21 protein-coding genes are annotated in these 25,746 nt (G+C 47.1%); 6 read left to right on the top strand and 15 right to left on the bottom strand.

Annotated elements, in window-relative coordinates:
- Window positions 1-16: 16 nt before the first annotated feature.
- From SATMO3_RS20795 to citD, 8 genes are all read right to left on the bottom strand, one after another.
- A complete protein-coding gene (locus SATMO3_RS20795) occupies window positions 17-1,075 on the bottom strand; it encodes a GNAT family N-acetyltransferase (RefSeq protein WP_371371654.1) in 1,059 nt (352 codons plus the stop codon).
- Between the two features lie 222 nt (window positions 1,076-1,297).
- Complete coding sequence (locus tag SATMO3_RS20800) at window positions 1,298-2,158, bottom strand: YitT family protein (RefSeq protein WP_371371656.1); 861 nt, start codon at window positions 2,156-2,158, stop codon at window positions 1,298-1,300.
- 39 nt (window positions 2,159-2,197) lie between these two features.
- Window positions 2,198-3,817, bottom strand: a complete 1,620-nt coding sequence (locus SATMO3_RS20805; protein ID WP_371371658.1) for an ABC-F family ATP-binding cassette domain-containing protein — start codon at window positions 3,815-3,817, stop codon at window positions 2,198-2,200.
- 162 nt (window positions 3,818-3,979) lie between these two features.
- A complete protein-coding gene (locus SATMO3_RS20810) occupies window positions 3,980-5,329 on the bottom strand; it encodes a pyruvate carboxylase subunit B (protein ID WP_371371660.1) in 1,350 nt (449 codons plus the stop codon).
- Window positions 5,330-5,462: 133 nt separating this feature from the next.
- Window positions 5,463-6,851, bottom strand: coding sequence for a triphosphoribosyl-dephospho-CoA synthase CitG (citG, locus tag SATMO3_RS20815; RefSeq protein WP_371371662.1), 1,389 nt, complete (start codon window positions 6,849-6,851; stop codon window positions 5,463-5,465).
- Between the two features lie 186 nt (window positions 6,852-7,037).
- The gene (gene citF, locus SATMO3_RS20820; protein ID WP_371371664.1) at window positions 7,038-8,576 is read right to left on the bottom strand and encodes a citrate lyase subunit alpha; all 1,539 of its coding nucleotides are present in this window, start codon (window positions 8,574-8,576) and stop codon (window positions 7,038-7,040) included.
- Window positions 8,577-8,592: 16 nt separating this feature from the next.
- The gene (locus SATMO3_RS20825) at window positions 8,593-9,465 is read right to left on the bottom strand and encodes an aldolase/citrate lyase family protein (RefSeq protein ID WP_371371665.1); all 873 of its coding nucleotides are present in this window, start codon (window positions 9,463-9,465) and stop codon (window positions 8,593-8,595) included.
- A 13-nt stretch (window positions 9,466-9,478) separates the two neighbouring features.
- The gene (gene citD, locus SATMO3_RS20830) at window positions 9,479-9,751 is read right to left on the bottom strand and encodes a citrate lyase acyl carrier protein (protein ID WP_371371666.1); all 273 of its coding nucleotides are present in this window, start codon (window positions 9,749-9,751) and stop codon (window positions 9,479-9,481) included.
- A gap of 211 nt (window positions 9,752-9,962) precedes the next feature.
- Here citD and SATMO3_RS20835 point away from each other — a divergent pair, with 211 nt between their 5' ends.
- The 3 genes from SATMO3_RS20835 to SATMO3_RS20845 all read left to right on the top strand — a co-directional run bounded on the left by SATMO3_RS20835 (window position 9,963) and on the right by SATMO3_RS20845 (window position 13,533).
- Window positions 9,963-10,847 (top strand): LysR family transcriptional regulator, encoded by an 885-nt coding sequence (locus SATMO3_RS20835; RefSeq protein WP_371371667.1) that lies wholly within the window; start codon window positions 9,963-9,965, stop codon window positions 10,845-10,847.
- 212 nt (window positions 10,848-11,059) lie between these two features.
- Window positions 11,060-12,355, top strand: coding sequence for a CitMHS family transporter (locus SATMO3_RS20840; RefSeq protein WP_371371668.1), 1,296 nt, complete (start codon window positions 11,060-11,062; stop codon window positions 12,353-12,355).
- Between the two features lie 125 nt (window positions 12,356-12,480).
- On the top strand, window positions 12,481-13,533 hold the full coding sequence (locus SATMO3_RS20845; protein WP_371371669.1) for an AbrB family transcriptional regulator: 1,053 nt from the start codon (window positions 12,481-12,483) through the stop codon (window positions 13,531-13,533).
- On the opposite strand, the gene SATMO3_RS20850 is transcribed toward SATMO3_RS20845, so the two are convergent.
- Window positions 13,530-13,745 carry a hypothetical protein gene (locus SATMO3_RS20850; RefSeq protein WP_371371670.1) on the bottom strand — a complete coding sequence of 72 codons (216 nt, stop codon included), beginning with the start codon at window positions 13,743-13,745 and terminating at the stop codon, window positions 13,530-13,532. The genes SATMO3_RS20845 and SATMO3_RS20850 overlap by 4 nt on opposite strands.
- A 168-nt stretch (window positions 13,746-13,913) precedes the next feature.
- Here SATMO3_RS20850 and SATMO3_RS20855 point away from each other — a divergent pair, with 168 nt between their 5' ends.
- Both SATMO3_RS20855 and SATMO3_RS20860 read left to right on the top strand, forming a co-directional pair.
- Window positions 13,914-14,192 (top strand): hypothetical protein, encoded by a 279-nt coding sequence (locus tag SATMO3_RS20855; protein WP_371371671.1) that lies wholly within the window; start codon window positions 13,914-13,916, stop codon window positions 14,190-14,192.
- Window positions 14,193-14,200: 8 nt separating this feature from the next.
- A complete protein-coding gene (locus SATMO3_RS20860) occupies window positions 14,201-14,665 on the top strand; it encodes a hypothetical protein (RefSeq protein WP_371371672.1) in 465 nt (154 codons plus the stop codon).
- Between the two features lie 248 nt (window positions 14,666-14,913).
- Here the strand turns inward: SATMO3_RS20860 and SATMO3_RS20865 are convergent, their stop codons facing one another.
- Window positions 14,914-15,810, bottom strand: a complete 897-nt coding sequence (locus SATMO3_RS20865) for a LysR family transcriptional regulator (RefSeq protein WP_371371673.1) — start codon at window positions 15,808-15,810, stop codon at window positions 14,914-14,916.
- 104 nt (window positions 15,811-15,914) lie between these two features.
- Here SATMO3_RS20865 and SATMO3_RS20870 point away from each other — a divergent pair, with 104 nt between their 5' ends.
- Entirely contained in the window at window positions 15,915-16,910 is a 996-nt protein-coding gene (locus tag SATMO3_RS20870) for a YeiH family protein (RefSeq protein WP_371371674.1), read from the top strand.
- Between the two features lie 167 nt (window positions 16,911-17,077).
- Here the strand turns inward: SATMO3_RS20870 and SATMO3_RS20875 are convergent, their stop codons facing one another.
- The 5 genes from SATMO3_RS20875 to SATMO3_RS20895 all read right to left on the bottom strand — a co-directional run bounded on the left by SATMO3_RS20875 (window position 17,078) and on the right by SATMO3_RS20895 (window position 25,577).
- A complete protein-coding gene (locus SATMO3_RS20875) occupies window positions 17,078-20,212 on the bottom strand; it encodes an efflux RND transporter permease subunit (RefSeq protein WP_371371675.1) in 3,135 nt (1,044 codons plus the stop codon).
- Window positions 20,213-20,224: 12 nt separating this feature from the next.
- Window positions 20,225-21,364: an efflux RND transporter periplasmic adaptor subunit gene (locus SATMO3_RS20880; RefSeq protein ID WP_371371676.1), complete on the bottom strand. Its 1,140-nt coding sequence runs from the start codon at window positions 21,362-21,364 to the stop codon at window positions 20,225-20,227.
- A 20-nt stretch (window positions 21,365-21,384) separates the two neighbouring features.
- Window positions 21,385-21,966: a TetR/AcrR family transcriptional regulator gene (locus SATMO3_RS20885; RefSeq protein ID WP_371371677.1), complete on the bottom strand. Its 582-nt coding sequence runs from the start codon at window positions 21,964-21,966 to the stop codon at window positions 21,385-21,387.
- A gap of 329 nt (window positions 21,967-22,295) precedes the next feature.
- Entirely contained in the window at window positions 22,296-23,351 is a 1,056-nt protein-coding gene (locus SATMO3_RS20890) for a glycosyltransferase family 9 protein (protein ID WP_371371678.1), read from the bottom strand.
- A 33-nt stretch (window positions 23,352-23,384) separates the two neighbouring features.
- Window positions 23,385-25,577, bottom strand: a complete 2,193-nt coding sequence (locus SATMO3_RS20895; protein WP_371371679.1) for a DNA topoisomerase III — start codon at window positions 25,575-25,577, stop codon at window positions 23,385-23,387.
- Window positions 25,578-25,746 lie beyond the last annotated feature (169 nt).

Genomic DNA, 25,746 nt, shown 5'->3' on the forward strand with positions numbered 1-25,746 from the left:
GAAAAGATATTCACGATTACTTATGCTTCATTAAATGCTGTCTGGATATCGGCCGCAGCTGACTGACCTGCTCGGTCCCGTCTGTATACTGTCTGTTAGCTGCCGCCGGCCGAAACATAAGGAAATAAGAGAGTTCTCTTTTAAAGCCCAGTTGTTCCAAAACCAGTTGTTTGGCAGGATCATCATTATATACAGTGGTACTGATTGTGCCATGATGATAGTTGCCGGTAATGAGGCTAATAGCTTTTAAAATCATACTAGGCCGCAGTGATTCAAAGGCAGGATGAAGGATAAGGCTGATTACATGGTTTCTTATTTTTAAGTAACTGGTTACAGTCAGCCAAGCAACAATTTTTCCCTCGCGCTCAATTATATAGTCCTTTTTCCGCTTACGCATCAAATGATTTTTAGCCCAGTCTAAATGCCTGACAATCATACCAGGATTGAATTCGCCGTAGGTACGTTTGATAACGTGCCGTAAAGCAGCCGGCACCGATTCCAGATACAACCGGTAAAGTTTGGCCCGGTCCCGCCCTTTTACTTCCCGGAATCCGGTTAATTGTTCCCCCTGCGGCAGTTTGGCCTTTTCCGGCCCCAGAGTCAATTCGTAATGCAGTATTTTAGTTGCCTGTTTAAAACCCAACCGTCGGTAGAAGTGATAAGCCCGGTTGTCTACCCGCACTTCGAGGACAACATCATATTGCTTAGCATCAGCAACATCGGTAAGCAGCTTGTTTAAGACCCATTTGCCTAATCCCTGCCCCCGGTATTGTTTGCTAAAAGCTATGTAGTCAATATGCAATTGTGTGGGATTAAGATAGGACACCTGGATAAAACCAATTACCCGGCCGGCAATTTTGGCAACATACACATTAAAGTGGTTTTTGACCCAGGCAGAAAATTGACTGAGCGGCTGCAGTATAAAGTAGAACTGCCGCGCCCGGTGGATTCTTCGGCGCACTTGTTCAATATCCACTTCATCGCCAAAGGCGCTGGCAAATAACTTTTCCAATTGTTCCAGATCAGAACGCTGTATTTTTTCAATAGTTAATCCAGCAAACGGTTTGTCCGGCATATTGTTCTCCCCAAAGCAGCAGATAATCGCTTATTTTTCTTATTATCGGTTATAGCCGGGTAATTTATCACCAGTTTCTTGGCAACCTTCGGTCTGCCGGCATTCCAGGCGGAACAAAGCCCCCTGTCTTCTCAAAAGAAAACAAGATTGCTCCATCGGCGCACGTAACGACTGTCTCGCTGGTCATTACAAGCGCCGGTGTGGCAATCTTGCTTGTTTATATTAATGAATGGCTTTTTTCTTAAATTTGCCGCCAAAAACTTCATGGACTTCGTTTATTGTTACAAAAGCCCCTTCATCTTTTTCGTAAATAATGGACTTGAGTTTAGCAATTTCCAGACGCGTAACAACGGAATACAGTACCTTCTTAGGCTCGCCGGTAAACCCGCCGGCACCGTGAAGCACCGTCACGCCCCGTCCTAAACGGGCCATAAGCGCTTCAGCTATTTCATCAGGATTATCAGTGACAATCATAACACCTTTCGATTCATCAAGCCCCTCAATGGTTACATCAATAACCTTAAAAGCCACAAAGTAAGCTACCAGTGAATACATGGCCTTCTCCCAGCTGAATACCAGTCCGGCAGCACTTAAGATGAACAAGTTAAAAAACATAATTATCTCGCCAACCGAAAACCCGGTGCGTTTATCTAGCAGGATAGCCATAATCTCTGTACCGTCGAGCGAACCGCCGTTTCTGATAATAAGCCCCACGCCGACCCCCAGAATGATCCCGCCGAAGATAGCCGCCAAAAACAAGTCATTCGTCAGCTCAGGCACCGGATGAAATACATACACCCAGCATGCCAGCGAAAGAATAGCAAACAAGGTCGAAGCCGCAAATGATTTTCCGATATGATTATAACCGACATAAAGAAATGGTATATTAAGCAACACCAAAAATATACTGATATCCATGCCGGTAAGGTGACTGGCCATAATGGCAATCCCCACAACGCCACCATCAATAATCTGATTGGGAACAAGAAAGATCTCAAGCGCGATGGAAGCAAGAATCGCGCCGATAAATAAAATTAGATACTTCTTCACATTAGCCACTACAGGATTCCGGGTATGTGGCATGACATCGCCTCCTTAAATAAATGCTTTTAACACCCCATTCTAGTTTGCATATAAGTCTGCCAATTGTTTTTTGACATCGGCATTTGCCAGATATTCGTCATAGGTCATCCGGCGGTCAACAATTCCATTTGGTGTAATTTCGATAATTCTGTTGGCTATGGTCTGAATAAATTGATGGTCATGGGAAACAAATAAAATTGTGCCGTCATAGTTAATCAAACCGTTATTAAGTGAGGTAATGGACTCTAAATCCAGATGATTTGTCGGTTCATCCAGGAGAAGAACGTTAGCGCCGCTTAACATCATCCGCGCCAGCATACACCGGACCTTTTCGCCCCCGGACAAGACACTGGCTTCTTTTAAGCTCTCTTCCCCGGAGAAAAGCATCCGGCCCAAAAAACCTCTGATGAAACTTTCTTCCTGGTCTTTGGAAAACTGCCGCAGCCAATCAACAAGATTTAGTTCAACCCCGTCAAAATAGGCGGAATTATCTTTAGGAAAATAAGCCTGACTTGTCGTTACCCCCCACTTGAAAGATCCGCTGTCAGGTTCAAGCTCACCCACAAGCATTTTAAACAGGGTGGTTTTGGCCATTCCTTCCGGACCGACAAAAGCAACTTTGTCACCTTTGCTGAGAGTAAAGCTAATGTTGTTCAGCACCTGCTCATCTTCTACTTTTTTACTAATGTTTTCTACCGTTAAGAGTTGTGCTCCGGCCTCGCGGTCAGGCTTAAAAGCAATGTAGGGATACTTGCGGGACGAGGGTTTTATATCATCCAGCGTAATTTTTTCCAACAACTTTTTGCGCGACGTAGCCTGTTTAGATTTAGATGCGTTAGCGCTAAACCGCTGGATAAAGTTCTGCAGATCTTTTATCTTATCTTCCTTGCGCTTATTGGCTTCCTTGGCTAATTGCAGGGCCAGCTGACTGGATTCCAGCCAAAAGTCGTAGTTGCCGACATATAACTGGATATTTTGAAAATCGATATCAGCAATGTGGGTGCAGACCTGATTAAGGAAATGCCGGTCATGGGACACCACGATTACTGTGTTGGGAAAATCGGCCAGGAAATCTTCCAGCCAGGAAATCGAATCGATATCCAAATGGTTTGTCGGCTCGTCCAACAATAAAATGTCAGGATTGCCAAACAATGCCTGCGCTAATAACACCCGCACCTTTTCGTTGCCACTGATTTCTCCCATCTTTTGCTGATGGAGTTCTTCCTTAATTCCCAGTCCATTCAAAAGTTTAGCAGCTTCCGTTTCAGCGTCCCAGCCATTGAGTTCGGCAAACTCACACTCCAGTTCCGATACCCGGATGCCATCCTCGTCGGAAAAATCAGGTTTCGCGTACAGGGCATCTTTTTCTTCCATTATTTCGTACAAGCGGGTATGCCCCATAATAACTGTTTTTAAAACTTCAAACTCGTCGAATTCATAGTGGTTCTGTTTTAGCACTGCCAGACGTTCCCCGGGGGTAATTACCACATCACCCGCAGTGGGCTCAATCTCGCCTGATAGGACTTTTAAAAAGGTTGATTTGCCAGTGCCATTGGCGCCAATAAGCCCATAGCAGTTGCCGGGCGTAAACTTTATGTTGACATCTTTAAACAGAATGCGCTTGCCAAATTGTAGAGTCAGATTACTTGTGCTAATCATTTTTTGTACCTATCTTTCTTAAGCATTGTCTTGGGTTCATAATTATACCATATTTTTCTGTAAAAATAAAGTCTTTTAGCAATTTTATACTTAAAGAAATTACGCATTTAAAAAAATTACAGGCAGCACTGCCAAAACAAACAGTGCTGCCTGTTAATTATTTTACCGGTGCTTACCGAAAAAGCTTAAAGCCACTTCCGGAAATAAAGCGTAAGACAATACGTCTTCCACTGAAGCATTGGCATACCCTTTTTCCGCCAGCTCCTGCTTTAACGCATCCATTTGCGGCGCAATATCATCGGCCGGACGATGAGTAATAACCGGCTCATCACCGACAATCATTTGCCTGAATTCCGGATCAATAGGGGCCGGCGTACGACCATATTTACCGCGGACAATGTCCTTGATCTCCCGGGGAACAACCTTATACCGGCCCAGCATAACATTGAAGGCGGCCATGGAGCCTGTAATCTGGCTTGTAGGCGTTACCAGCGGCGGGTAACCGAGCTCAGCCCGCACGCGCGGCATTTCTTCCAAAAGCTCGGGATACTTATCAGCCATTCCCTGTTCCTTCATCTGATTCAGAAGGTTGGAAAGCATGCCACCCGGTATCTGGAAGGACAGCACCTTGGTATCGATATCAATCGCAGTGTTAAGATTGAAGTCCTGAGCCAACGCCTTTTTCACATTCCGGAAGTGATCGGCAATTGGATACAGCTGCTCCTTTTTAATACCGGTGTCGCGCTCTGTTCCTTCCAGAGCGGCAACAATGGCTTCGGTTGCCGGTTGGGATGTTCCCATGGCAAATGGCGATAGCGCACAGTCAACAATATCAACACCGGCCTCAATGGCTTTGAGATATGTCATCGAAGCCATGCCGCTGGTGTAGTGGGTATGAAGTTGAATAGGAATGGCAATATCGGCCTTCAGCGCCTTAACAAGATCATAGGCAGCATAGGGGGCTAAGAGACCGGACATATCTTTGATACAAATCGAGTCAGCTCCCAGGTCGACTAAATCCTTGGCGACTTTCAGGAAACTCTCCTGGTTATGATACGGACTGATGGTATAGACAAACGCGCCTTGGACATGAGCGCCGGCTGCCTTGGCGGCCTTCATCGCAACTTCCAGATTACGGACGTCATTTAAAGCGTCAAAAATCCGGATAATGCCGACCCCGTTATCTACCGCCCGGTTGACAAACTCCTTGACAACATCGTCGGCATAATGGTTATAGCCAAGTACATTCTGCCCACGCAGCAGCATCTGAATGGGAGTTTTTTTAAGATATTTTTTTAATGTACGCAGACGTTCCCACGGATCTTCATCGAGAAACCGGAGACAGCTGTCAAATGTTGCTCCGCCCCAGGCCTCAAGCGCATGAAACCCCGCTTCATCGAGCTGTTCCAGCATGGGAATCATATCGGTAATCCGCATACGGGTGGCAGCAAGTGATTGGTGACCATCTCTAAGTACTGTCTCCATAATTTTTACACGGTTGTTAGTAGTCATATAATTCGGCCCCTTCCCAGTGTAGTTGGCTATATAGTCCAATAAAGATTTATAGGCAGACAGTGAGCTACGGTAAAAACGCCAGCGGCGGAGCGTTACTCACTACCTGCCTTTGAGAAAATCTTTATTGGATTCACATAGACTGTTTTTGCTCGACTAAATAAAGGAAATAGGTAGCAGCCAAAAGATCGGCAACTCCACCCGGACTAATATTACGGGCAATAAATACTTCATCCAGGGCAATAATTTGCTGCTTGCCAATGTCTGTAAGCATTCCGCCAATATCCATTATACACTTGGCCCTCTTTTGGACGTCAAGTAAAATTTCCATACCATGGCGGTTTAAGATGGTTGTATCTTCAACTACTGTCATTAAATTCATGAGGGTGTGGACCAAGGCATCATTTAAAGACAAGCCGGCGGCAAGCGCCAGCTTCAGCACCGGCAGCCCCTGGTGTCGAATACTGGGTATACCTGCTTCCACTTCGCCGCGAATGCCAGGCACACCATATTGCATATACAGCTTTTCACCGGCAGTAAGCCTGTCCGGCTGCTTTAGCGCTAACGGCGAAAGCTCTCTGGCTACAATCCCCTGCGTCATATCAGCTACGGTTTCGAGAATCTGCCCGGCAGTAACAGCCGCATTCCTGGTATTGTAAGCAGTTGCCGCCGTAAGGATGCCGAGCAAAAACATCAAGCCCTTCTGGGTATTAACGCCCTTTGTCGCTGTGAGCATTTGCTGTTCGCCGTCTTTGCCGATATAGCGCAGCGCAGGCAGTAACTCCCGGGAAAAGCCCTGGTGATTGTGTCCGGCGGCAGCGCAGCGGAACATGCTGCCGGCCAGCGCACTTGTGCTCATCTGAAACGTAAAAAAGTCCATATCCCGGTGCGCTCCGGCATTATCCCGGTCCACCAGGCCCGGGGCAGGTGTGCAGGCTGCTTCCATCAGCATGGCTTCTACAGCCCACGAGCCAATATCCCAGACACTTTTAGGCCAGGGATTCGTCCCGGCAGCGGTAAAAGCCAGCAGCCGCTCCTGCACATTCCGCCCAAGCTCCTCAAGTGTATGTCTGCCTGACCGCCGGCATACGACAGCTGCCTCCGGGCAGATAAAGCAGGTACGTTCCGGCTGGCCCAAGGAACTGCGGGATAATTGCCGTCCGCCGGCGTCAAAAACATCAATATCCAACAACCTGGCGTAAAAACCGGTTTCTTCAAGGCGGACGCAAGCGTGTTTAAGCCGGCTTGCATCACCGCCGACTGCCAGCACGGCAGCCGGTCCTGTAAGGCGATAGAGAAACCGCTCTTCCTGAATGCTACAGCCCATACCCTCTGCCATACTGCGAAACTCGTCAACAGCATGCCTGAGCAGTCTCCGTATTGTCGGGCTGTCTTTTACAGGTCCGGGAATGTTTGTGGTAAAACTGACTAGCGGCAAATGGTAGCAATTACGTAATTCCGCCTGAAGGGAAGCAAGCCGTTCCTTGGCTTCCAGAACAGCTTCCAGGGTAATCTCCTGCAATCTCCCATCTCCCTTCCAAATATATCTATCCAATTTTACCATAGTTTGTCCGAAATAGAAAATCCATATAGTACTCAATACAGATTAATGGCAGAACATTCCTATAAGCATTGAGCAAGCGCCGGTTTGAGGCGTTACTGGCAACCTGCCTTTAAAATACGGTTTATTAGTTTACCTATGCGCAAATTATAGCGGTTTGCGGACAACGTCAATAATCGTACCGTCACGATATTCAATAACAGCGACAACCTCATCGCTCACAGTAATGGGCTCCGGCTTACCAGCCAACTCATAGGCAATTTTCTGCAGGTCATGAATATCCATGACAGGCAGGCCTGTACCCTTAAGATTGTCGCGCAGGTCGGTACGGCGCGGATTAACTGCAATACCACGTTCTGTGACAATAACGTCAACTGTTTCTCCCGGCGTTACGATGGTATTAACTTTGTCCAGTACCATAGGCAGCCGACCCCTGAGCAGCGGCGCAACAACAATGGCGAGATTGGCGCCTGCCGCCGTGTCGGAATGACCGCCGGAGGCTCCCATGATGACGCCGTTGGAATCGGTAATGACATTGACGTTGAAATCAACGTCTACCTCGGTGGCGCTTAAAATGACGACATCCAGATTATTGACAATCGGGCCGCCACTATGAGGATTGGCGTAGTACGAAGCCGACATTTCCAAATGATTGGGATTGTTTTTTAATGATTCGATAGAGGGTATGTCAAAATCCTGAGTATCAAAGATGGTTTTGATAAGCCCTTGTTCCAGCATATCAACAAAAGGCGCGGTAATGCCGCCGACACCAAAGCTGGCCGTAATGCTCTGGGCAAGCATCTTCTCCTTGATGAATTTGGCAGCCGCCAGCGAAGCGCCGCCGCTGCCCAATTGCAAGGACCAGCCGTCCTTGAAATAGCCAGAATGTTCAATAACCCCGGTAGCATATTCCGCAATTAACAATTCCCTGGGGTCACGGCTGATTCTAAGCGCACCTGAGGCAATGCCTTTAGGGTCGCCGATACTTTCCAGAACAACAACAAAGTCGACTTGAGTCTGCGGGATACTGATAGGATATACCGGGTGCGGCACAAGATTATCGGTAATGGCCACGACCTTGTCGGCATAAGCCGCATCAACCATGGCATATCCCATGGAGCCGCAGGCCGACCTGCCATGAATACCGTTCATGTTGCCATAAGCATCACAGCAGGGAGCCCCGATAAAGGCGACATCAATTTTTAAGTCGCCGGCTTCAATAGCCCGGGCCCGCCCGCCATGCGACCGGATAATGGACGGCTTAGCCAGTTGTCCTGAAGTCATCAGCTTGCCCAGTTTGCCCCGTCCGCCACTGGTTTCTATGGCAGTTATGATACCTTCTTCAATAAAAGGAATAATGGCATCATTAATATCATTTAGCGAGCTGGGCGCCAAAGTAAGATTTTTGATTCCTTTTTTGGCAATAGCCTCAACTACCTGATTTAAAATAAAATCCCCGTTCCGGAAGTGGTGATGAAATGAGATTGTCATTCCATCTTTTAAGCCGGCAGCGTCGATAGCCTGATCAATAGACTTTACCAGTTTATCGGATTTAGGAATATTGAATCTGATCTTAGGTCCGGTCAGGCGCCCCTGCGGTATAGTGGCAAAGGCGCCGGCATACGGGCGAACTGTGGTGTAGCCTGCTATTTGATCCGGAATTACTCTTCCAGCTGCATTCATCATGATATAAATCCCCCTGTTACTTTTTTACCGACTGAGCATAAGCCAGAACTCGTTCGGCTCTAAGCACCATCGGCGTATCAATCATTTTGCCATCAAGGTTAATTACACCCGAATTACGTTCTATGGCCGCCTGATATGCGGTAATTACCCGCTTAGCCTGTGCTATTTCTTTCTCACTGGGCGTAAATATTTGATGAACAATACGTACCTGCCGCGGATTAATAACTGATTTTCCATCGAAGCCCAGCTGCTTAATCATGTTAACCTCGGCGATAAATGTTTCCTCATCATTGATATCCGAGAAAACAGTATCAATGGCGTCAACACCGGCCGCCCGGGCTGCTAATAAAAGTTGCGATCTGGCGACAAACAGTTCTTTGCCGTCTTTGCTGCGGGTAGTTTTCAAATCGGCGATAAAGTCTTCGCCGCCAATAGCCAGAGCCTCCATCCGCGGACTGGCGGTAGCAATTTCATAGGCGTTCCGCAAGCCTTTCGCCGTTTCGATTGCCGCCATCATCCGGATGGATCCTGCCGCAAAACCATAGCGTGATTCAGCCTCTGTAATAATAGCGTCTACCTCGGCAATATCGCTGGGTAGTTCAGCCTTGGGCAACCGGATCAGATCCGGTTTAGCGGCCAATACCACCTTTAAGTCATCAAGGCCGTAAGGTGTTTGGATATGGTTAATACGGATGGCAACTTCACAGGGATATTTAATTATTTTTATTGCGTTATGCACAAGGTGCCGGGCCGCATCTTTTTCACTGATGGCTACAGCATCCTCAAGATCAAATATAACCGTATCGGCTCCGTAAATACCTGCATTTTGCAGCATGGCCGGGTTATTGCCCGGCATAAACATCATAGCGCGCCGTAACTTCTTATCCATAATAGCTCCCTCCCTAACTCAAAGCCCGGCTGACAGCCGTTGTGACCCGGGCTTCAATAACAAAGTCTAGTGCACCTTTATCATTGGCATGAATAACGGCATCCTCGATGCCATGTGCCATGAGCGTTTGAATGATTACGCTCTTAATTTGCTCGCCATATTGTTGCATTGTGGGACTAACTAACTCTACTTTTATTCCGTCTCCGGGCTGTGCCGGAGCAAGCATAATAAGAATGTCGCTTGATTCTATGCTGCCGGCTTGCGCCGGTTTGAGCAATTTAGTCATAACATAATCCTCCCCCGTTAATTGACAATCTAGTTCTGTCATATTATAACTAATATTCTGAAACAACAACAATACATATACACGATAGCAGGCCATAACATATTTGTATATCAGGTACTGAAATCATATTGGCTGCCATGCCGGGAGGAAACCATCAACGAATAGCGTATACTAGAAATAGACAAACACCGGGTTCAGGAGGATTTTTGCTATGGAAGACCGTGACTGGCTCATTTTACAAGTACTTTTTGAACAAAAGAATATTACTAAAACAGCCCAGGCCTTATTCATTTCCCAGCCTGCCCTAACCTCCCGCCTTAGATCTATTGAAGAATATTTCGGCATAAAAATTGTCTATCGAACAAGTAAAGGCGTGCATTTTACACCCCAGGGCGAATATATAGCCAAATCAGCAGCCGCTATGCTGCTTACATTGCGTAATATCAAAGAACGGGTAACCGACATGAATACCACGGTAGCCGGCACACTGCGTCTGGGCGCTTCCGGTTATTTAACCATGTACATGCTGCCCCGGCTGCTCAAACTATTTAAAGAAGAATATCCGCACGTGGAGTTCAAGCTGACAACAACCTGGAGCCGCGATATATTTAATCTCGTCCATAATCAGGATGTCCATGTCGGTCTGGTCAGTTCTGATTATGGTTGGCAAGGCAAACAGCATCTCTTATTTGAAGAACCCATCTGCATTGCGTCGACAAGCGAGATTGACATCAGTCAGCTGCCCAAACTGCCACGAATTAACTATCAAACCGATGCTTTAATCAAAGCTCTTATTGATAAATGGTGGCGGGAAAACTTTAGTGAACCGCCCTCTATCAGCATGGAGGTGGACAAACTTTCCACCTGTAAGGAGATGGTGGTGAACGGCTTGGGATATGGCATAATACCAACAATGATTGTTAACAATAATAAGAACCTCCATAAAATCATACTCACCGACAAAGCCGGGGCGCCATTGCTTCGCCGGACCTGGATGCTGTACCATGAAGAGATGCTGGAGATGAACATTGTCAGCGCCTTTGTAGAGTTCGTAAAAAATACTGATTTTCCCCGCGTCATTTTGTCTCAGCGCTAAAGCATAAGCCCGTGCACTTCACCAAAGGCACGGGCTTATATATTTACCGCGCAGCATGCTAAGCATTACCTCTATTATAAATATTCTTATAACTTTCTTCGATATCCAGCCATAAGTAGTTTGAATTTTACTTATATACAGTCATACTCTATACTCAGAAACGTATACGATGACAATTGTCGTAATTTTTAGTCAGAGAGGAGATTGTTCCTATGCTCGCATTAACAGGATTTTTAATGGTTATCGTTTTTATGTATCTCATCATGTCTAAGCGACTTTCCGCTATGACGGCTCTGGTGCTGGTGCCGTTGGCTTTCGGCATCGCCCTCGGTTTTGGGCCTAAACTCGGTGCAATGTCATTAGACGGCATCAAAAAGGTTGCTCCTACCGGTATCATGATTTGCTTTGCTATTCTTTATTTTGGTGTCATGATTGACGCCGGTCTCTTTGATCCGTTGATAAACCGGATCCTAAAAGCAGTTAAAGGCGACCCGATGAAGGTTGTTGTTGGCACAGCCGTACTGGCAGGTATTGTTTCACTGGATGGTGACGGTTCAACCACCTATATGATTACCTGTTCAGCCATGCTGGCCGTACATCGCCGTATTGGCCTGCATCCCCTGGTTCTGCCGGCTATGGCAATTATGCAAAATGGTGTTATGAACATCCTGCCGTGGGGCGGACCTACCGGCAGGGTCATGAGCGCCTTGAGTCTTGATGCCGGCGAGGTGTTTGTTCCGCTCATTCCGGCAATGGTTGCCGGCACCCTATGGGTATTGTTTGTAGCCTACCGTATTGGTTTAAAAGAACGCGCCCGTCTTGGCACATTACAGTATCATGACGTAATTGCAGAAACCACCGCCGCGGTTGACGAAGAAAGCGAACGGCTTAAACGCCCGCACCTTTTCTGGGTTAACCTGGGCATGACAGTTTTGTTAATGGCTGCCTTGGTAAAAGAAGTTCTGCCACTCAACGTTTTGTTTATGATCGGTACCTCTCTGGCTCTCATTATTAACTATCCAAAACTGAAGGAGCAGCAGGCCCGTATTGCCACTCACGCCGCCAACGCTCTGCCGGTTATCGTTATGGTGTTCGCCGCCGGTATCTTTATGGGTATTATGTCAGGAACAAAAATGGTCGACGCAATGGCCAACTCCCTGGTCTCTGTCATTCCTCCCTCCATGGGTCCGCACTTGGCGCTCATTACCGCTTTAGCCAGCTTGCCGTTCACTTTCTTTCTGACTAATGATGCCTTCTACTTCGGCGTTGTCCCTGTGCTCGTTAAAACAGCGGCAACCTATGGCATCACTCCGGCAGAGATTGCCCGCGCATCCCTGATTGGTCAGGGAGCCCATCTATTGAGCCCGCTTGTCGCTTCAACCTACCTGTTGGTTGGCCTGTGCGGGGTTGAATTCGGTGATTTCCAAAAATATACGCTGCTGTGGGCCATTGGCACCTCGCTGGTCATGCTGGCCCTCTCACTGGTAATCGGTATCATTCCTTTCTAAAATGCCGCTTTGGTTACCGTAGAGCTAATAAATACGACAGAGCCTGTTTTTTAAGCTCTGTCGTATTTTTACTTTTGAGCATGAAGTGGTAATATATACTCATTACGTTTTAAAAAGGTGAGTACATGTATAAACAAAATCTGCTTATTTTTTTGTTGGCGGCAATCGGCGGTTATATCTTCAGCCTGCTTCATCTGCCGATTCCCTGGACTTTAGGTCCAATGGCCATGGCAATTATATGGAAATTGCTGCTGAAAAGAACCTTAAACTGGCCCAAAAAAGTACGTAACGCCGGCCTGGTCATCTTGGGGTATATGCTGGGAAGTCCTTTTACACCTGCCGTTGCCCACCAGGTTGTACAGCAGCTTCCCCTAATGCTGGCATCCACATTGCTGCTAATTGGCCTGTGTTTAGGCACTGGCTATGTATCCGGCCGCTATACAGGGGTGGGCTTGGCCAACAGCCTGATGGGCAGCATACCTGGCGGCTTGTCGCAGATGTCTGTTATCTGCGAAGAAATCGAAGGAATTAACCTGTCGGTAGTAACGCTCATGCAAACCGTCCGGGTACTTACAGTGTTATTTGTTGTTCCCCTGCTGGCTCTGCATGGTCTGGCTGACCAGGTTGCAGCCACCAGCCGTCCGGTTACGCATCTTGAATTAAGTCAGCTACCGGTTCTGGCTCTGTTCACCCTGTTGATACTGGTTTCAGTAAAATTGGCCAAACGGATTCAATTATCCAGCGTCTATGTCCTGGCCCCGGTCCTGGGCACAGCCAGTCTGGTTTTAGCGGGTGTGACCGCTCCCGTATTGCCAACTCCCATTGTGGCCGTTGCCCAGATTGTTGTTGGCATTAAGATGGGACAGGATGTTGATTTTGGCAGTCTTACCAACTGGAAGACTATTGCCTTTATTAATTTTTTAAGTGTAACGTCAGTAATAGCAGTGCTGTTGGGAATAGCCTTCGCCTACTCGCATATTGCTCCAACCTCTCTGGTGACAGCCTTTATCAGCATGGCCCCCGGGGGTATATCGGAGATGGGGCTGACAGCCATGGCAGTCAACGCCGACCTGCCGACCGTTGTTGCCTACCAATTGTTTCGCCTGTTGTTCATTTTGCTGGTATGCGTACCGGTAACCCGGCGGCTAATACAAAGAAAGTGCGCCAGCCAGCACTAAGCCCGTTTTTGCTCAATATCTTTTAACCGAATCAAAAATTTTTCTACTTTACCCACTTCCCCGCTAACTTCATATTCATACAGCCAGCCAGCAGCTTCGCTGCGACTTTCGACAAAGCGTACATCGACAAGGCATTCGTCGCCCAAAATACAGGCGCGGCGCGGTTCGAGCGGAGTAATAACACCTTCGGTGACTTTAACAAATTTACGCATGAAATAACCTCACAGACAATTATTTATGCTCTCTATTATAACAAGGAGCATGGCTTGAGTCATCCTTTAACCCAGTTTATCCCTTGACTTTTTTTCACTTTCATATTACATTGTTGGTGTTGAGCCCTTATAATGAGGACAAAATATAGCAAAGTGGTGATTAATTTAATGTCAGAAAGAATGAACCTGCAAGATGTTCTCCGGGAGTATGGCATTCCACTCGCAACTCTCCACGTAACAGCATCCGAGCAGGATTGCCGTTCGCTTCGCGAACGGTTGATGGCCATTAGGGACCTAAGTCAAGCCAAAGAACAGGGTTATCTGGAGGTAGCCTGCACATTTTATATCGACGTCCATGATATTGACCGTTATTTATCAGGAGAACTGCCCAATTTAGCGGAAATATACACGTTCCCTGAAGATGTAAAGACTTATAAGGAGGAGTAAACACACTAATGAAAAAACTGCTTTTACTGACTTTTATGCTCATGTTTGCTTTTAATACGGTAAGTTTTGCCGCAGTAAGCGGCTCTAAGTCCAAAATGTCTGCACCATCGTCCAAACCGCCTACCACACAAACAACACCTGCCAAAGATACTTCCAGCGAATATAAGCCTTCCGCCCCGGCGCAAAGCTATAGCGATAAAGCTCCTGCCGCCGCCGCCAAGCCGAATTCGCAAACTATGCAGCAGCCTGCACAACAATCCAATACCGGCGGTTTCTTGCGCAATGCCGGCCTCTTCGGCGGCGGTATGCTGTTAGGCAGCATGCTTGGCGGTATGTTTGGTTTTGGCAATGCAGGAATGTTTGCCAACATCATGGGGATGTTATTCAACGTGCTGATACTTGCCGGCATATTTATGGCCGGACGTTTCCTATGGGATAAATTCAAAAACCGTGATAAGAAAGACTACCGCTAACGCAGTAAAGAAAATCTTTCTCTAAAGCTCAATAGCGACATCGTCTCTATCCAGAAGGAAGCTGCTGGAGGACAACTGAAAACAGGATGCAATAAGATTTGCATCCTGTTTTTTTGTCTCTAAAACTGCAGGGGCCCTTCCCGCCGGCGTTAATCTTATCCCGCGACTTAGCTTTAGATAGGGTTAAGGCCCCTCTTGAAGCTAAGTCTATTTTATTATATTTATGCCGCATTTTTGTAGTATTTTTGTTAAATCTTCCTTTTATGGTTAAAGCTCAATTCCATGCAAAGCTTAATAAAATTATCCAATGCTGAAGAAATAAACTTATTTTTATGATGAATAATAGTAAACTGTCTTTTAAAGTCCAGTCCGGCGATATCTACAACAGCCAATTCGTGACGGTTTACCTCTTGATCAACTGTTAATCTTGACATTACCGATAGTGCATGCCCGGCGGCGACAGCATTTTTAATCGCCTCGGCATTATTATAAACGCCGTAAATCTTCCAAGGAACCCCGTGCTTGGCCATTACTTCCTCAAATAATTCCCTGGTGCCACTGCCTTCTTCTCTAATGATGAAACTCGCAGCATGAATTGCTGCGGGCTTGATTTTACCGCTCTTTGCTAGTTGATTGGAATAACTACAAACCAGGACAAGTTCATCGTCCATAAACGGCTTACACATAATTGCCTGTGAATGGATTTTGCCTTCAACCAAGCCGATATCCAGTTGATCCAGTAAGATCATCTCTTCAATTACTTTTGTATTGTTGACAGTGGCAATGATGCGTACATGCGGATTATAGCCCGAAAATTCGCTAATGATGTCATTTAATATACAGGTGCCGACAGTAACACTCGCACCAAGTCTTATAACTGCATTGCTTCCAATATCCCGCATCGCATCTTCGGCCTCTTTACTCAGGTTCACAATGTGCCTGGCATAAGTGATAAGTTTCCGGCCGGCAGCCGTGATAAACAATTTTTTTCCCAATCGTTCAAACAATTTAATACTATAATGATTTTCAAGCTCGGCAATGGTTTGGCTTACAGAGGGTTGAGCGACATGGAGTTTTTCAGCCGCCACCGTCATATTACCCGCATCGCATACACATAAAAAAACGGTTAAATGCCGCAACGTCATAAGAGCAGCTCCCTTATAGGTATTTACTTATTATATTAATAAAATTATAGTATTTTACTTATCATTCTTCAAGTGTTATTATCCGAATTAGGGAGGGAATTGATATGATAAGTATAACCAGCTTTTTCAAGGTACTGCCTGGCATTGCCCTTGTCACGGCGATCGCCATTCCGGCTTATTATCTGGGCCTTTCAGTTCCGTTGATAGGCGGACCGGTATTTGCAATACTGCTTGGCATGGCAGCCGCGTTTTGGCAACGCTCTTCTATTTACGATACCGGCATTACATTTTCAGCAAAAAAAATATTGCAAGCTTCCATAGTCTTACTGGGTTTCGAAATGAATTTGCACCATGTCTGGGAAGTTGGCAGCCAATCCATTGCCATCATGGCTTTCACCTTAAGCGCTGCATTTATGGCTGCTTATATCATGGGGCAATATCTAAAAATTGACGGGAATATTAGGATTCTCATCGGGGTCGGAACCGCAATATGCGGCGGCTCGGCAATAGCGGCTACCGCTCCGGTAATATCCGCTACTCATAAAGAGGTTGCCTATTCAATATCAACAATTTTCTTGTTTAATGTTGCTGCAGTGTTTATTTTTCCTGCTACCGGTCATCTTTTGGGAATGAGTGATATTGGCTTTGGAATGTGGGCAGGAACTGCTATCAACGACACTTCTTCCGTTGTCGCCGCAGGCTATACTTACAGCCATGCCGCGGGTAATTTTGCAACTATTGTAAAACTGACCCGGACATTAATGATTATTCCTATAACATTAGGTTTGTCGCTATTTATGGCAAAGAAGAACAACGCACACAGTGAATTTAATTTTATAAAAATATTTCCGTGGTTTGTTCTTGGCTTTCTGCTGACCTCACTGGTAAGCACTAACGAATTGCTTAATCCGGCTATAACTAATTTGTTAGCGCAAACCGGTAAATTTTTTATCGTCATAGCCATGGCCGCTATAGGTCTTAATACACACTTTAAGCAACTAATCAGTAACGGGATCAATCCCATTATTCTCGGACTGTCCTGCTGGCTTGCAGTCGCATTGGTCTCAATTGCATTACAGCATTATCTTGCAGTTTGGTAATATCCCCGCACATCGCCCTCAATAACAAACGCACTTTTTCGCAGGCTAAGGCCGATGGTGTCATACCTGCAAAGGAAAGGTATACTTGCTAACAGGACAAAAAGAAGAGGCCGTACTGAATAAAAATTCAATACAGTCTCTTCTTTATTTTACTTATTAAGCCGCTCTTAACCTGCGCGGCTGGCTTTAAGGGCCTTTAGTTTTGCGGTGCCGTATTCAATTGCAACGAACAATACCGGCACCAGGAAAATACCCAGGGCAGTGGCCATAAACATGCCGCCAACTACCGTTGTACCTAGCGCAGTCCTGGCCGCGGCACCGGCGCCTGTGGATATTGCTAACGGAATACAACCCAGGATAAAGGCAAGTGAAGTCATTAATATCGGACGCAGCCGGAGCCTGGAGGCTTCAATGGCTGCCTGCACGGGGTCCATGCCCTTATCTGTTCTGACTTTGGCATACTCTACGATTAGAATAGCATTCTTAGCTGCCAAACCGATAAGCATAACCAAACCGATTTGCATATAGACGCTATTTTCAAAGCCGCGGGCATATTGGAGCAGGGTTGATCCTAAAATACCCGTGGGAACCGACAAAAGCACGGCAAATGGTATATTCCAGCTTTCATACAACGCTGCCAAACACAAGAACACAAACAGTAAAGCAAAACCGAAAATAACCGGCGCATGACCGCTGGAAATCTTCTCTTCCCGGCTTAAATCAGCCCACTCATAGGTGAAAGTTTTCGGCAGAACCTCGGCCGCGACTTCTTCCAAAGCCGTCATCGCCTGACCGGAACTGTAGCCGGGAGCTGTACTGGCATTGATTTGCATAGCCGGATAGCCGTTGAAGCGTTTAATCAGTGTCTGTCCGGTGGTAGAAGCCGGGGTTACCAGTGTATTCAGCGGTACCATGGTTCCCGCCGTGCTGCGCACATAGAAAAAGCGAGTGGCATCCACGTCTGAACGGAACTGTGGTTCAGCCTGCAGCATAACCTTGTAAGTACGGCCAAACCGGTTAAAGTCATTAACCTGGACACCGCCCAGGAAGGTTTGCAGTGCTGTAAAAATATCCTGTACGGGTACTCCCAGCGCCTTGGCCTTTTCCCTGTTTACTTCATAGCGGTAGGAAGGCGTATCGGCCCGGAAACTGGACTGCGCCATGCTGATCTCCGGCCGTTTGCGGGCAGCAGCGATAAACTGCTGGGAAACATTGCTCATTTCTTCTACCGTAGAACCGCCGCGGTCCTGAATCATAAAAGTCAGGCCGCCAACAGAACCAATCCCCGGCAAAGCTGGGGGGTTAAAGGCAAAAACTGTGGCTTCCGGAATACCGGCAACTTTGCCCATAGCTTGCCCAAGAACGGCGCTCAGTTGCGACTCCGGGGTTGTTCTTTCCGACCAGGATTTCATGCCGGCAATTACCATGGCACCGTTTGACTTCTGCCCGCCGGCCAACATATCAAAACCGGCAATTTCCATGGTGTTTTCCACACCAGGCAGTGTGCGGTAGATTTCACCCACCTGCGTGGCGACCGCCCGGGTACGGTTCATATTCGCCGCCTCCGGCAAGCTGACAACCGATAGCATAAAGCCCTGATCTTCATTCGGCACGAAAGTCGAAGGAATGATCTTCAGCATACCGACACACAGTATGAAGATAACCGCTAAGCCAACACCCCATAAGCCTGCCCGGCGAATGGAATGACGGACGCCATTGGAGTATTTTTCCGTTATCCGTTCAAACCAATTATTGAAACGGTCAAAAAATCTGCCCATAATGCCGGTACGCGCTTCACCGGTATAAGGCTTAAGCAGCATTGTGCACAGCGCCGGCGTCAGCGACAGCGCCACAATAGCCGACAAGGCCATGGAGACGGCAATTGTCAATGCAAACTGCTTGTAAAGAACACCTGTCGTCCCTCCGAAAAAAGCAACCGGAATGAATACAGATGCCAGCACAAAGGCAATAGCGACAACCGGACCGGATACCTCATGCATGGCCCTGATGGTTGCTTCCTTAGGGCCAAGCCCTGAATGGCGCATATGATGTTCAACTGCTTCAACAACAACAATGGCGTCATCGACAACCAGTCCGATTGCCAATACCATTGCAAACAGCGTGAGGGTGTTGATGGAAAATCCTAACACCACAAACGCGCCAAATGTGCCGATAAGGGAAACCGGAACCGCCAGCATAGGAATCAGTGTGGCCCGCCAATTCTGCAGGAATAAATACACAATGATCAATACCAATGCTATCGCTTCCAGAAAAGTATGCATTACCTTTTCAATGGATTCACGGATGTATTTGGTGTTATCGGTCAGAATGCGATACTCCATGCCTGGCGGAAAACGCTTGGAGGCATCCTCAATAACCTCACGCACACCGGCGATTGTCTCCAAGGCATTGGCTTCGGTCGTTAGCTGAACGGCAAAAACAACGGAGTCGTTACCGTTAAAACTGCTCTTAAAAGTATTGTCCTTGGCACTTAATTCAACGGTGGCGATATCGCCTAAACGGATTGCCGAACCATCCGGCTGCGAGCGGATAATTACTTTTCTGAAATCATCCTCGGTCACCAGGCGGCCCTGCACACTGGCCGTGTACTGGAATTCCTGCTTGGCTACCGATGGCAGCTGGCCGATTGTCCCGGCCGGCGCCTGCACGTTTTGTTCTTTTATGGCACTGCTGATATCGGCAGCCGTAATACCCATCTGGGCAAGTTTATCCGGCTTAAGCCAAATACGCATGCTAAAGTCGGAGCCATATTCGCTGACATCACCAACGCCCTTAACCCGGCGTATGTCGTCAATAATATTGATACTGCCGTAGTTCTTCAAAAATACGCTGTCATACGCGCCATTGGGCGAAACAAGGCTGAAGTACAAGGCGGTATCAGGCGATACTTTACGGGTTGTTACACCCGAAAGCTGGACGTCCTGTGGTAAGCCGGCATTAGCCTGAGCAACCCGGTTCTGCGTGTACATGGTAACCATGTCCGGATTTTCACCGAGTTCAAATTTAACATTGAGTGAATACCGGCCCGAATCGGCACTGGTAGAGGTCATGGCAACCGCGCCTTCGACACCGTTGACCTGCTGCTCAATAACCTGGGCTACCGTTTTTTCCACAACATCAGCGTTCGCCCCGGTATAGCTGGTGCTGACGCTAACCTGCGGCGGTGTAATTTGAGGATATTGGGCTATTGGCAGGTTAAAAGCGGCAATTCCGCCTGCCAGTGTTATGAGAATGGCGATAACTATTGCAAAGATTGGACGATTAATAAAAAATTGTGCCATGTTGCCGCCTCCTTACTTCGCAACCGGAATATTCAGGTCATTCAGCCCGATCATAGAAACTTTAAGCGGCGATCCCGGCTGTGCCTTGGCAAAGCCTTCGACAACAACAACATCCTGGACAGTAAGACCTTCCTCGACAATTTGCAGATTGCCGATTTTCGGGCCTAATTTTACAGGTTTGCTTACCGCTTCACTGTTGGCCCCCACCACAGTTACAAAGGTTTTACCCAGCATTTCCTGAACGGCACGCTGCGGAATCAGGATTGCGCCCTGTCGTTTCTCGCCAATAGCCACAATTTTGGCAAACATGCCGGGCACCAGTAATTGATTGGGGTTGGCAAAAGCGGCCTTCATGGCCAGAGTGCCTGTTTGATTGGCCAGGCCACGGTCAACTTGCTCTAAATGTCCGGTTAGCGGATATTCAGTGCCATCACTAAGCATAAGCTTAAGGTTCTGTCCCCAGGCATCCGGCGAGCTGCCCATACGGGCGAATTTCAGATATTCATTTTCGCTCATGCTGAAACGCACCTGGATAGGATCGACAGTGGAAACGGTTGCTAGCACAGTGCTGCCAGCCTGTACATAGGTACCTACACTTAATTCACCGACGCCAATCCGTCCATCCACCGGCGATACAACCGTCGTGTCAGCCAAGTCATTTTTGGCTTGATCCAGCTTGGCCTGATACGCATTTACCTGCGCCTGGGCCTGCTCTGCCTGCGATACGGAAGTATCCAGGGTTTGAACGGCAATGCCGCCTTGATTAGCCAGGCTTTGATAACGGGCAACATCGCGACGGATGTTGCTAAGCGAAGCTTGCGCCTGCGCCACCTGGGCCTGGGCATCGGCTACGGCTGCCGAGTATTTTCGCTGGTCAATTTCAAACAGCGGTTGCCCGGCGCGGACGTTATCACCGCCCTTGATTAATTTTTGTGAAATATTACCGGAAATCTGGGCTTTAATCGGTACTTCCTCTTTGGCAATGATTTCACCGACAAACTCGTATGTAACAGGCGTATCCTGCTGAATAACCTGCATGGCCTTGACCGCTACTTCCTGCGGCGGACGGGCACTTTGTTGTTTACTGCAGCCGGCTGTTACAACTAAAAAGAGTACAGCCAAGCATAAAAGGATCTTGTTATTCACCATCATTTCTCCTCCCATAACAATCTCTAACCCTCATTTGTTACTCCGTGCAAATAGATTTCAAGCGCATTAGCCATGTAGCGGTCGGCAATATCCTCTTTACTATCCAGCAATCCTTTGCAAAAATGCAGCGAGGTAAAGGATACATTCAGTATTTTCATCAAAGACATAGCTGCCAGCTTAGGATCAATTCCCGGCCTGAATTCACCCTGATCCACCGCTTTTTTAATACAATCCTGCAAAAAAACATGAAGACGGCTAGCCGCAGTTTTCACAATGCTGTCAAAATATTTAGTCGGACTCAGGATTTCCATAAAAAAAAGACGGTCGATGTAAGGGCTTTGTTTATAAGTTTCAAGCAGTATATCGGCAAAACGCCGTATTTTCATTACAGGCGATATTTCTTCCTGACTGATGCTGTCAAGCGCATCTCCTAATAATGCCAACTGTCTTTCCAGGATAAATGCATATAAATTATCTTTTCCCCCAAAGTAATAAGAAATCAAAGCAATATTAACTCCCGCAGCATCGGCTAATTCTTTTACTGAAACACAGGCTAGTCCCTTAGTGGCAAACAGAGGAATTGCTGCTTCGATAATTTTGTTCACCGTTGGCTTTTCTTCACATATTTTTATGTTCGCCTTCCTCACCTTCTTTCCATGTTTTTTCTTTAATTTTAAAAAACAATTTAAAATATAGATTTAATTATATTCCACATTAGAATTCCTGTCTACCATATACCCCCAAAAATAATTTTGTTTTAACAAACCAATATTTGTTATCGCCTTACTTAAATAAACATTTAAAATGACTATTTAATTATACGTTAATTACTATTGCATGTATAGCACGAAATCCATTACAAAAAAGGCCGTGCTGCAACATTTGTTTCAACACGGCGACAGACTCTTATTAGCCTTTAAAAGTCAAAATGGAGTTATCGATAAGCTTGCGGATCATGGTTTAAGAGATGATAAACCTTGGCTATGACCTGTTCCGGCGTTACACTGCTTATACATACAGGATTTTCCTTGGGACACTTGGTTTTATGACAGAACGAGCAGCTTTGCCGGCTGACTGCCGCTGTATGCTGTTTGCCGGGCGGAGTGTAGGTTTCCGGGCTGGTCGGGCCAAATATCCCTACTGTTGGCGTACCCAAAGCCGCTGCCATATAGAGAGGACCGGTATCGCCAGCAATTACCACGCTGGCATTTTCAAGCAAAGCCGCCATTTGCAACAGGCTTGTCCGACCGATTGCATTAATAGCCGCTATTCCGGCGCCGGCCACTATGGCCTCACCCATACGCTCCTCGTTTTTGCCGCCGCACAGCAGTATCTTGAAATCTGGCGAAAGCGCTGCCGCTGCTCTGGCAAAAAAATCAGGGGGCCAGTTTTTGGTGGCCCAGGTTGTTCTGGGGACCAGTACAACCAGCTTGTCCTGTGCGGAGATGTTTGCCTTTTGCAAATACTCTTTGGCAAATTCTCTGGCTTCCTGAGGAACAACCAGCGTCATCGCCCTGCAGGCCGGCCGGATGCCTAGCGGCGTCAAGACGCCAAGATATCTATCAATGATATGCGTTCCTAGTTGTGGCGCAGTTTTGGTCATCAGCCACGGATTAAGTTCGCGGGCCTCGGCCATGCCGATCCTCAGGCTGGTCTGCGCCTGCCTGGCTATCATACCGGTGAGAAATAGACCGTGAATATCAAGCGCTGCATAAAAAATTCTTTTCGCCAACTGCTTTTTTAGATCACGCCACAGGCTAAGCGCCTGCCTCCACTCCCGTGTGCGCACATGCTTGTCGAAGCGTTCGCGCGGCCAAACAATAATATAATCCACATGCGGATTATATCTAATAAGGTCGGCGCAGACTTCACCCACAAGCCAGGTAATTCTGCAGTCCGGCCAGGCGGCTTTCAGCGAAGCGGCGACAGGCGTACAGTGAATAACATCTCCAATAGAACTTAATCTGATAATCAGTATTTCCCTGCTCACTCTAACACCGCCTTTGCAATGCCAGCATGTTTGCTACTTCAACTTCAGTTTGGAAAGTGCTTCTGCCAGAGCATTATTAAAGGGAGGGTTATCCGCCTCCTGCTGCTTTAAATAGCGGGAAACGTCTTTCTTGGAAACCTTGGTTTCGTTCTCCTGTTTTTTCCGCTCATTGAAAGTAGCAAGCTTTTCCCGGTAACCGCAGCCGCAGGCAAATGTGCGCCCCTCGCCTTCACCGCGCAACTCCAGTTTTTTATGGCAGTTAGGGCACCTGGCGTTGGTTGTCTGGGCAACATTTTTCCGGTACCCGCATTCCCGATCCTGACAAATCAGTGCTTTACCGCGCTTACCGTTAACTTCAAGCAAGAATTTGCCGCATTCCGGACAACGGGTGCGGGTAATGTTATCGTGCTTAAACTGTTCCTGGCTGTTTTTTATGCCGTTTATTATATTCTTGGTATAACTTTTTATTTCAGTAATAAAGGCTTGTTTTTGCAACTGGCCTTTGGCTATGGCACTGAGCTTCTGTTCCCAGGATGCGGTCAGCGCAGGCGACTTCAGTTCCCCCGGAGCCAGTTCCAAAAGCTGCCGGCCTTTGGAGGTAATAAAAATATCTTTTCCCTTTTTCTCGATAACAAAACTGCTAAATAGTTTCTCAATAATATCTGCCCTGGTAGCTACCGTACCTAAACCGCCCGTCTCACCAATAATTTGCTTTAATGCCTGACTTTCGCCCGGCATATACTTGGCGGGATTCTCCATCGCCGATAATAAAGTGGCTTCATTAAACGGCGCCGGCGGTTTGGTCTCGCCTCTGGTCATATTGACAGCAGTAATCGCTAAACTATCGCCTTTATTCAGGCTGGACGGCAGCATTTGTTCGGCAATTTCATCGGCGGCTTCCTCCTCCTCCGGATTGCTGCTGTATAATTCCCGCCAGCCAGGAGCCAGTACGGTTTTCCCCTTGGCAATAAAGTTTTCCGGACCGATTTGAGTTTTGATTGTGGTTTGCTCATATATAAACGGTGGGTAAAGGACTGCCAGAAATCTTTTAACAACCAGATCATAAATCTTCTTTTCCTTGTCACTCAGGGAACTTAAAATGACCGGTTGCTCGGTGGGGATAATTGCATGGTGATCAGAAACTTTGCTGTTATCTACAAAATGACTGCCCGCCCGGAGCGGTTTTTGCAGCAGTTTCATGATCTGCCGGGAGTATAGACCGGTGTCACAAGCCTTAACTCTGTCTTTCAGCGTCTCAACGATGTCGCTGGAAATATATCGCGAGTCAGTACGCGGATATGTTAGAGCCTTATGAGTTTCATACAACCTCTGCATAATCGCCAAAGTTTCCTTTGCTGAAAAGCCAAAGATTTTGTTGGCATCCCGCTGCAGTTCCGTTAAATCGTATAAAGCCGGCGAAAAGTTTTTCTTCTCAACTTTCTGCACTTCAATAATCTCGGCTTTTTTACCGGCAAGTCCTTTAATAACTTTGTCGCATGCTTCTTTGTCAAAAGTTTTGCTGTCTTTTGTTTTGCTATCCTGCCAGGTTAGTTTCAGTCGGTCGGCAGATGCTTGCACACCATAATAGGTACGTGGCTGAAAATTGTGTATTTCATCTTCCCGGGCGGCAATAATGGCCAGCGTTGGCGTTTGCACCCGCCCGCAGGATAACTGGGCATTGTATTTGGTGGTTAAAGCCCGGGTAGCGTTAATGCCGACAAGCCAGTCGGCTTCCGACCGCGCCACTGCGGAAGCGTACAGGTTCTCATAATTTTTACCCGGCTTTAAATTATTAAAGCCATCCCGGATAGCCTTGTCTGTCACCGAGGATATCCATAAACGCTTTACCGGTTTGTTATTACGGGCTTTTTCCAGTATCCACCTGGCGACAAGTTCACCCTCACGTCCGGCATCTGTTGCAATTACGACCTCGCCGACATCTTTACGGTTAAGCTGTTCTTTCACTGTATTATATTGTTTGCCAGTTTGCTTGATAATAACAAGTTTTAACTCGGCTGGGAGCATGGGCAGGTCCTCCAGCCGCCAGGCCTTATATTTTTCGTCATAGCTTTCCGGGTCGGCCAGGGTTACCAGATGCCCCAGCGCCCAGGTCACAATATATTTAGGCCCTTCAAAATAGCCGTTGCCTTTATTGCTGCATTGCAATACCCTGGCCAAATCCCGTCCAACAGACGGTTTTTCCGCTAAAACCAATATTTTGCTCATTTACGAAACCTCACTAAAATAGTCTATCTATATAGTATCCAATAAAGAGCAGTTACGAAAAAATTTTTATGCGACGGCCAACCTTCAGCTAGGTTAAAACCACACCTGAAACTAAATCTGCTTTATTGGATTTCATATAGCTACTATTATACCCGCTATTCGCGAGTTT

The sequence above is a fragment of the Sporomusa aerivorans genome, assembly GCF_041428895.1.
GTDB lineage: Bacteria > Bacillota > Negativicutes > Sporomusales > Sporomusaceae > Sporomusa > Sporomusa aerivorans.

Excerpts from the sequence above, each read along its gene's own strand:
- SATMO3_RS20800 (WP_371371656.1), bottom strand. The coding sequence starts at position 2,158 with ATGCCACATACCCGGAATCCTGTAGTGGCTAATGTGAAGAAGTATCTA.
- SATMO3_RS20870 (WP_371371674.1), top strand. The coding sequence starts at position 15,915 with ATGATAAGTATAACCAGCTTTTTCAAGGTACTGCCTGGCATTGCCCTT.
- SATMO3_RS20895 (WP_371371679.1), bottom strand. The coding sequence starts at position 25,577 with ATGAGCAAAATATTGGTTTTAGCGGAAAAACCGTCTGTTGGACGGGAT.
- SATMO3_RS20845 (WP_371371669.1), top strand. The coding sequence starts at position 12,481 with ATGTATAAACAAAATCTGCTTATTTTTTTGTTGGCGGCAATCGGCGGT.
- SATMO3_RS20805 (WP_371371658.1), bottom strand. The coding sequence starts at position 3,817 with ATGATTAGCACAAGTAATCTGACTCTACAATTTGGCAAGCGCATTCTG.
- SATMO3_RS20860 (WP_371371672.1), top strand. The coding sequence starts at position 14,201 with ATGAAAAAACTGCTTTTACTGACTTTTATGCTCATGTTTGCTTTTAAT.
- SATMO3_RS20850 (WP_371371670.1), bottom strand. The coding sequence starts at position 13,745 with ATGCGTAAATTTGTTAAAGTCACCGAAGGTGTTATTACTCCGCTCGAA.
- SATMO3_RS20880 (WP_371371676.1), bottom strand. The coding sequence starts at position 21,364 with ATGATGGTGAATAACAAGATCCTTTTATGCTTGGCTGTACTCTTTTTA.
- SATMO3_RS20875 (WP_371371675.1), bottom strand. The coding sequence starts at position 20,212 with ATGGCACAATTTTTTATTAATCGTCCAATCTTTGCAATAGTTATCGCC.
- SATMO3_RS20840 (WP_371371668.1), top strand. The coding sequence starts at position 11,060 with ATGCTCGCATTAACAGGATTTTTAATGGTTATCGTTTTTATGTATCTC.
- citD (WP_371371666.1), bottom strand. The coding sequence starts at position 9,751 with ATGACTAAATTGCTCAAACCGGCGCAAGCCGGCAGCATAGAATCAAGC.
- SATMO3_RS20855 (WP_371371671.1), top strand. The coding sequence starts at position 13,914 with ATGTCAGAAAGAATGAACCTGCAAGATGTTCTCCGGGAGTATGGCATT.
- SATMO3_RS20865 (WP_371371673.1), bottom strand. The coding sequence starts at position 15,810 with ATGACGTTGCGGCATTTAACCGTTTTTTTATGTGTATGCGATGCGGGT.
- SATMO3_RS20825 (WP_371371665.1), bottom strand. The coding sequence starts at position 9,465 with ATGGATAAGAAGTTACGGCGCGCTATGATGTTTATGCCGGGCAATAAC.
- citF (WP_371371664.1), bottom strand. The coding sequence starts at position 8,576 with ATGATGAATGCAGCTGGAAGAGTAATTCCGGATCAAATAGCAGGCTAC.
- SATMO3_RS20810 (WP_371371660.1), bottom strand. The coding sequence starts at position 5,329 with ATGACTACTAACAACCGTGTAAAAATTATGGAGACAGTACTTAGAGAT.
- SATMO3_RS20835 (WP_371371667.1), top strand. The coding sequence starts at position 9,963 with ATGGAAGACCGTGACTGGCTCATTTTACAAGTACTTTTTGAACAAAAG.
- SATMO3_RS20795 (WP_371371654.1), bottom strand. The coding sequence starts at position 1,075 with ATGCCGGACAAACCGTTTGCTGGATTAACTATTGAAAAAATACAGCGT.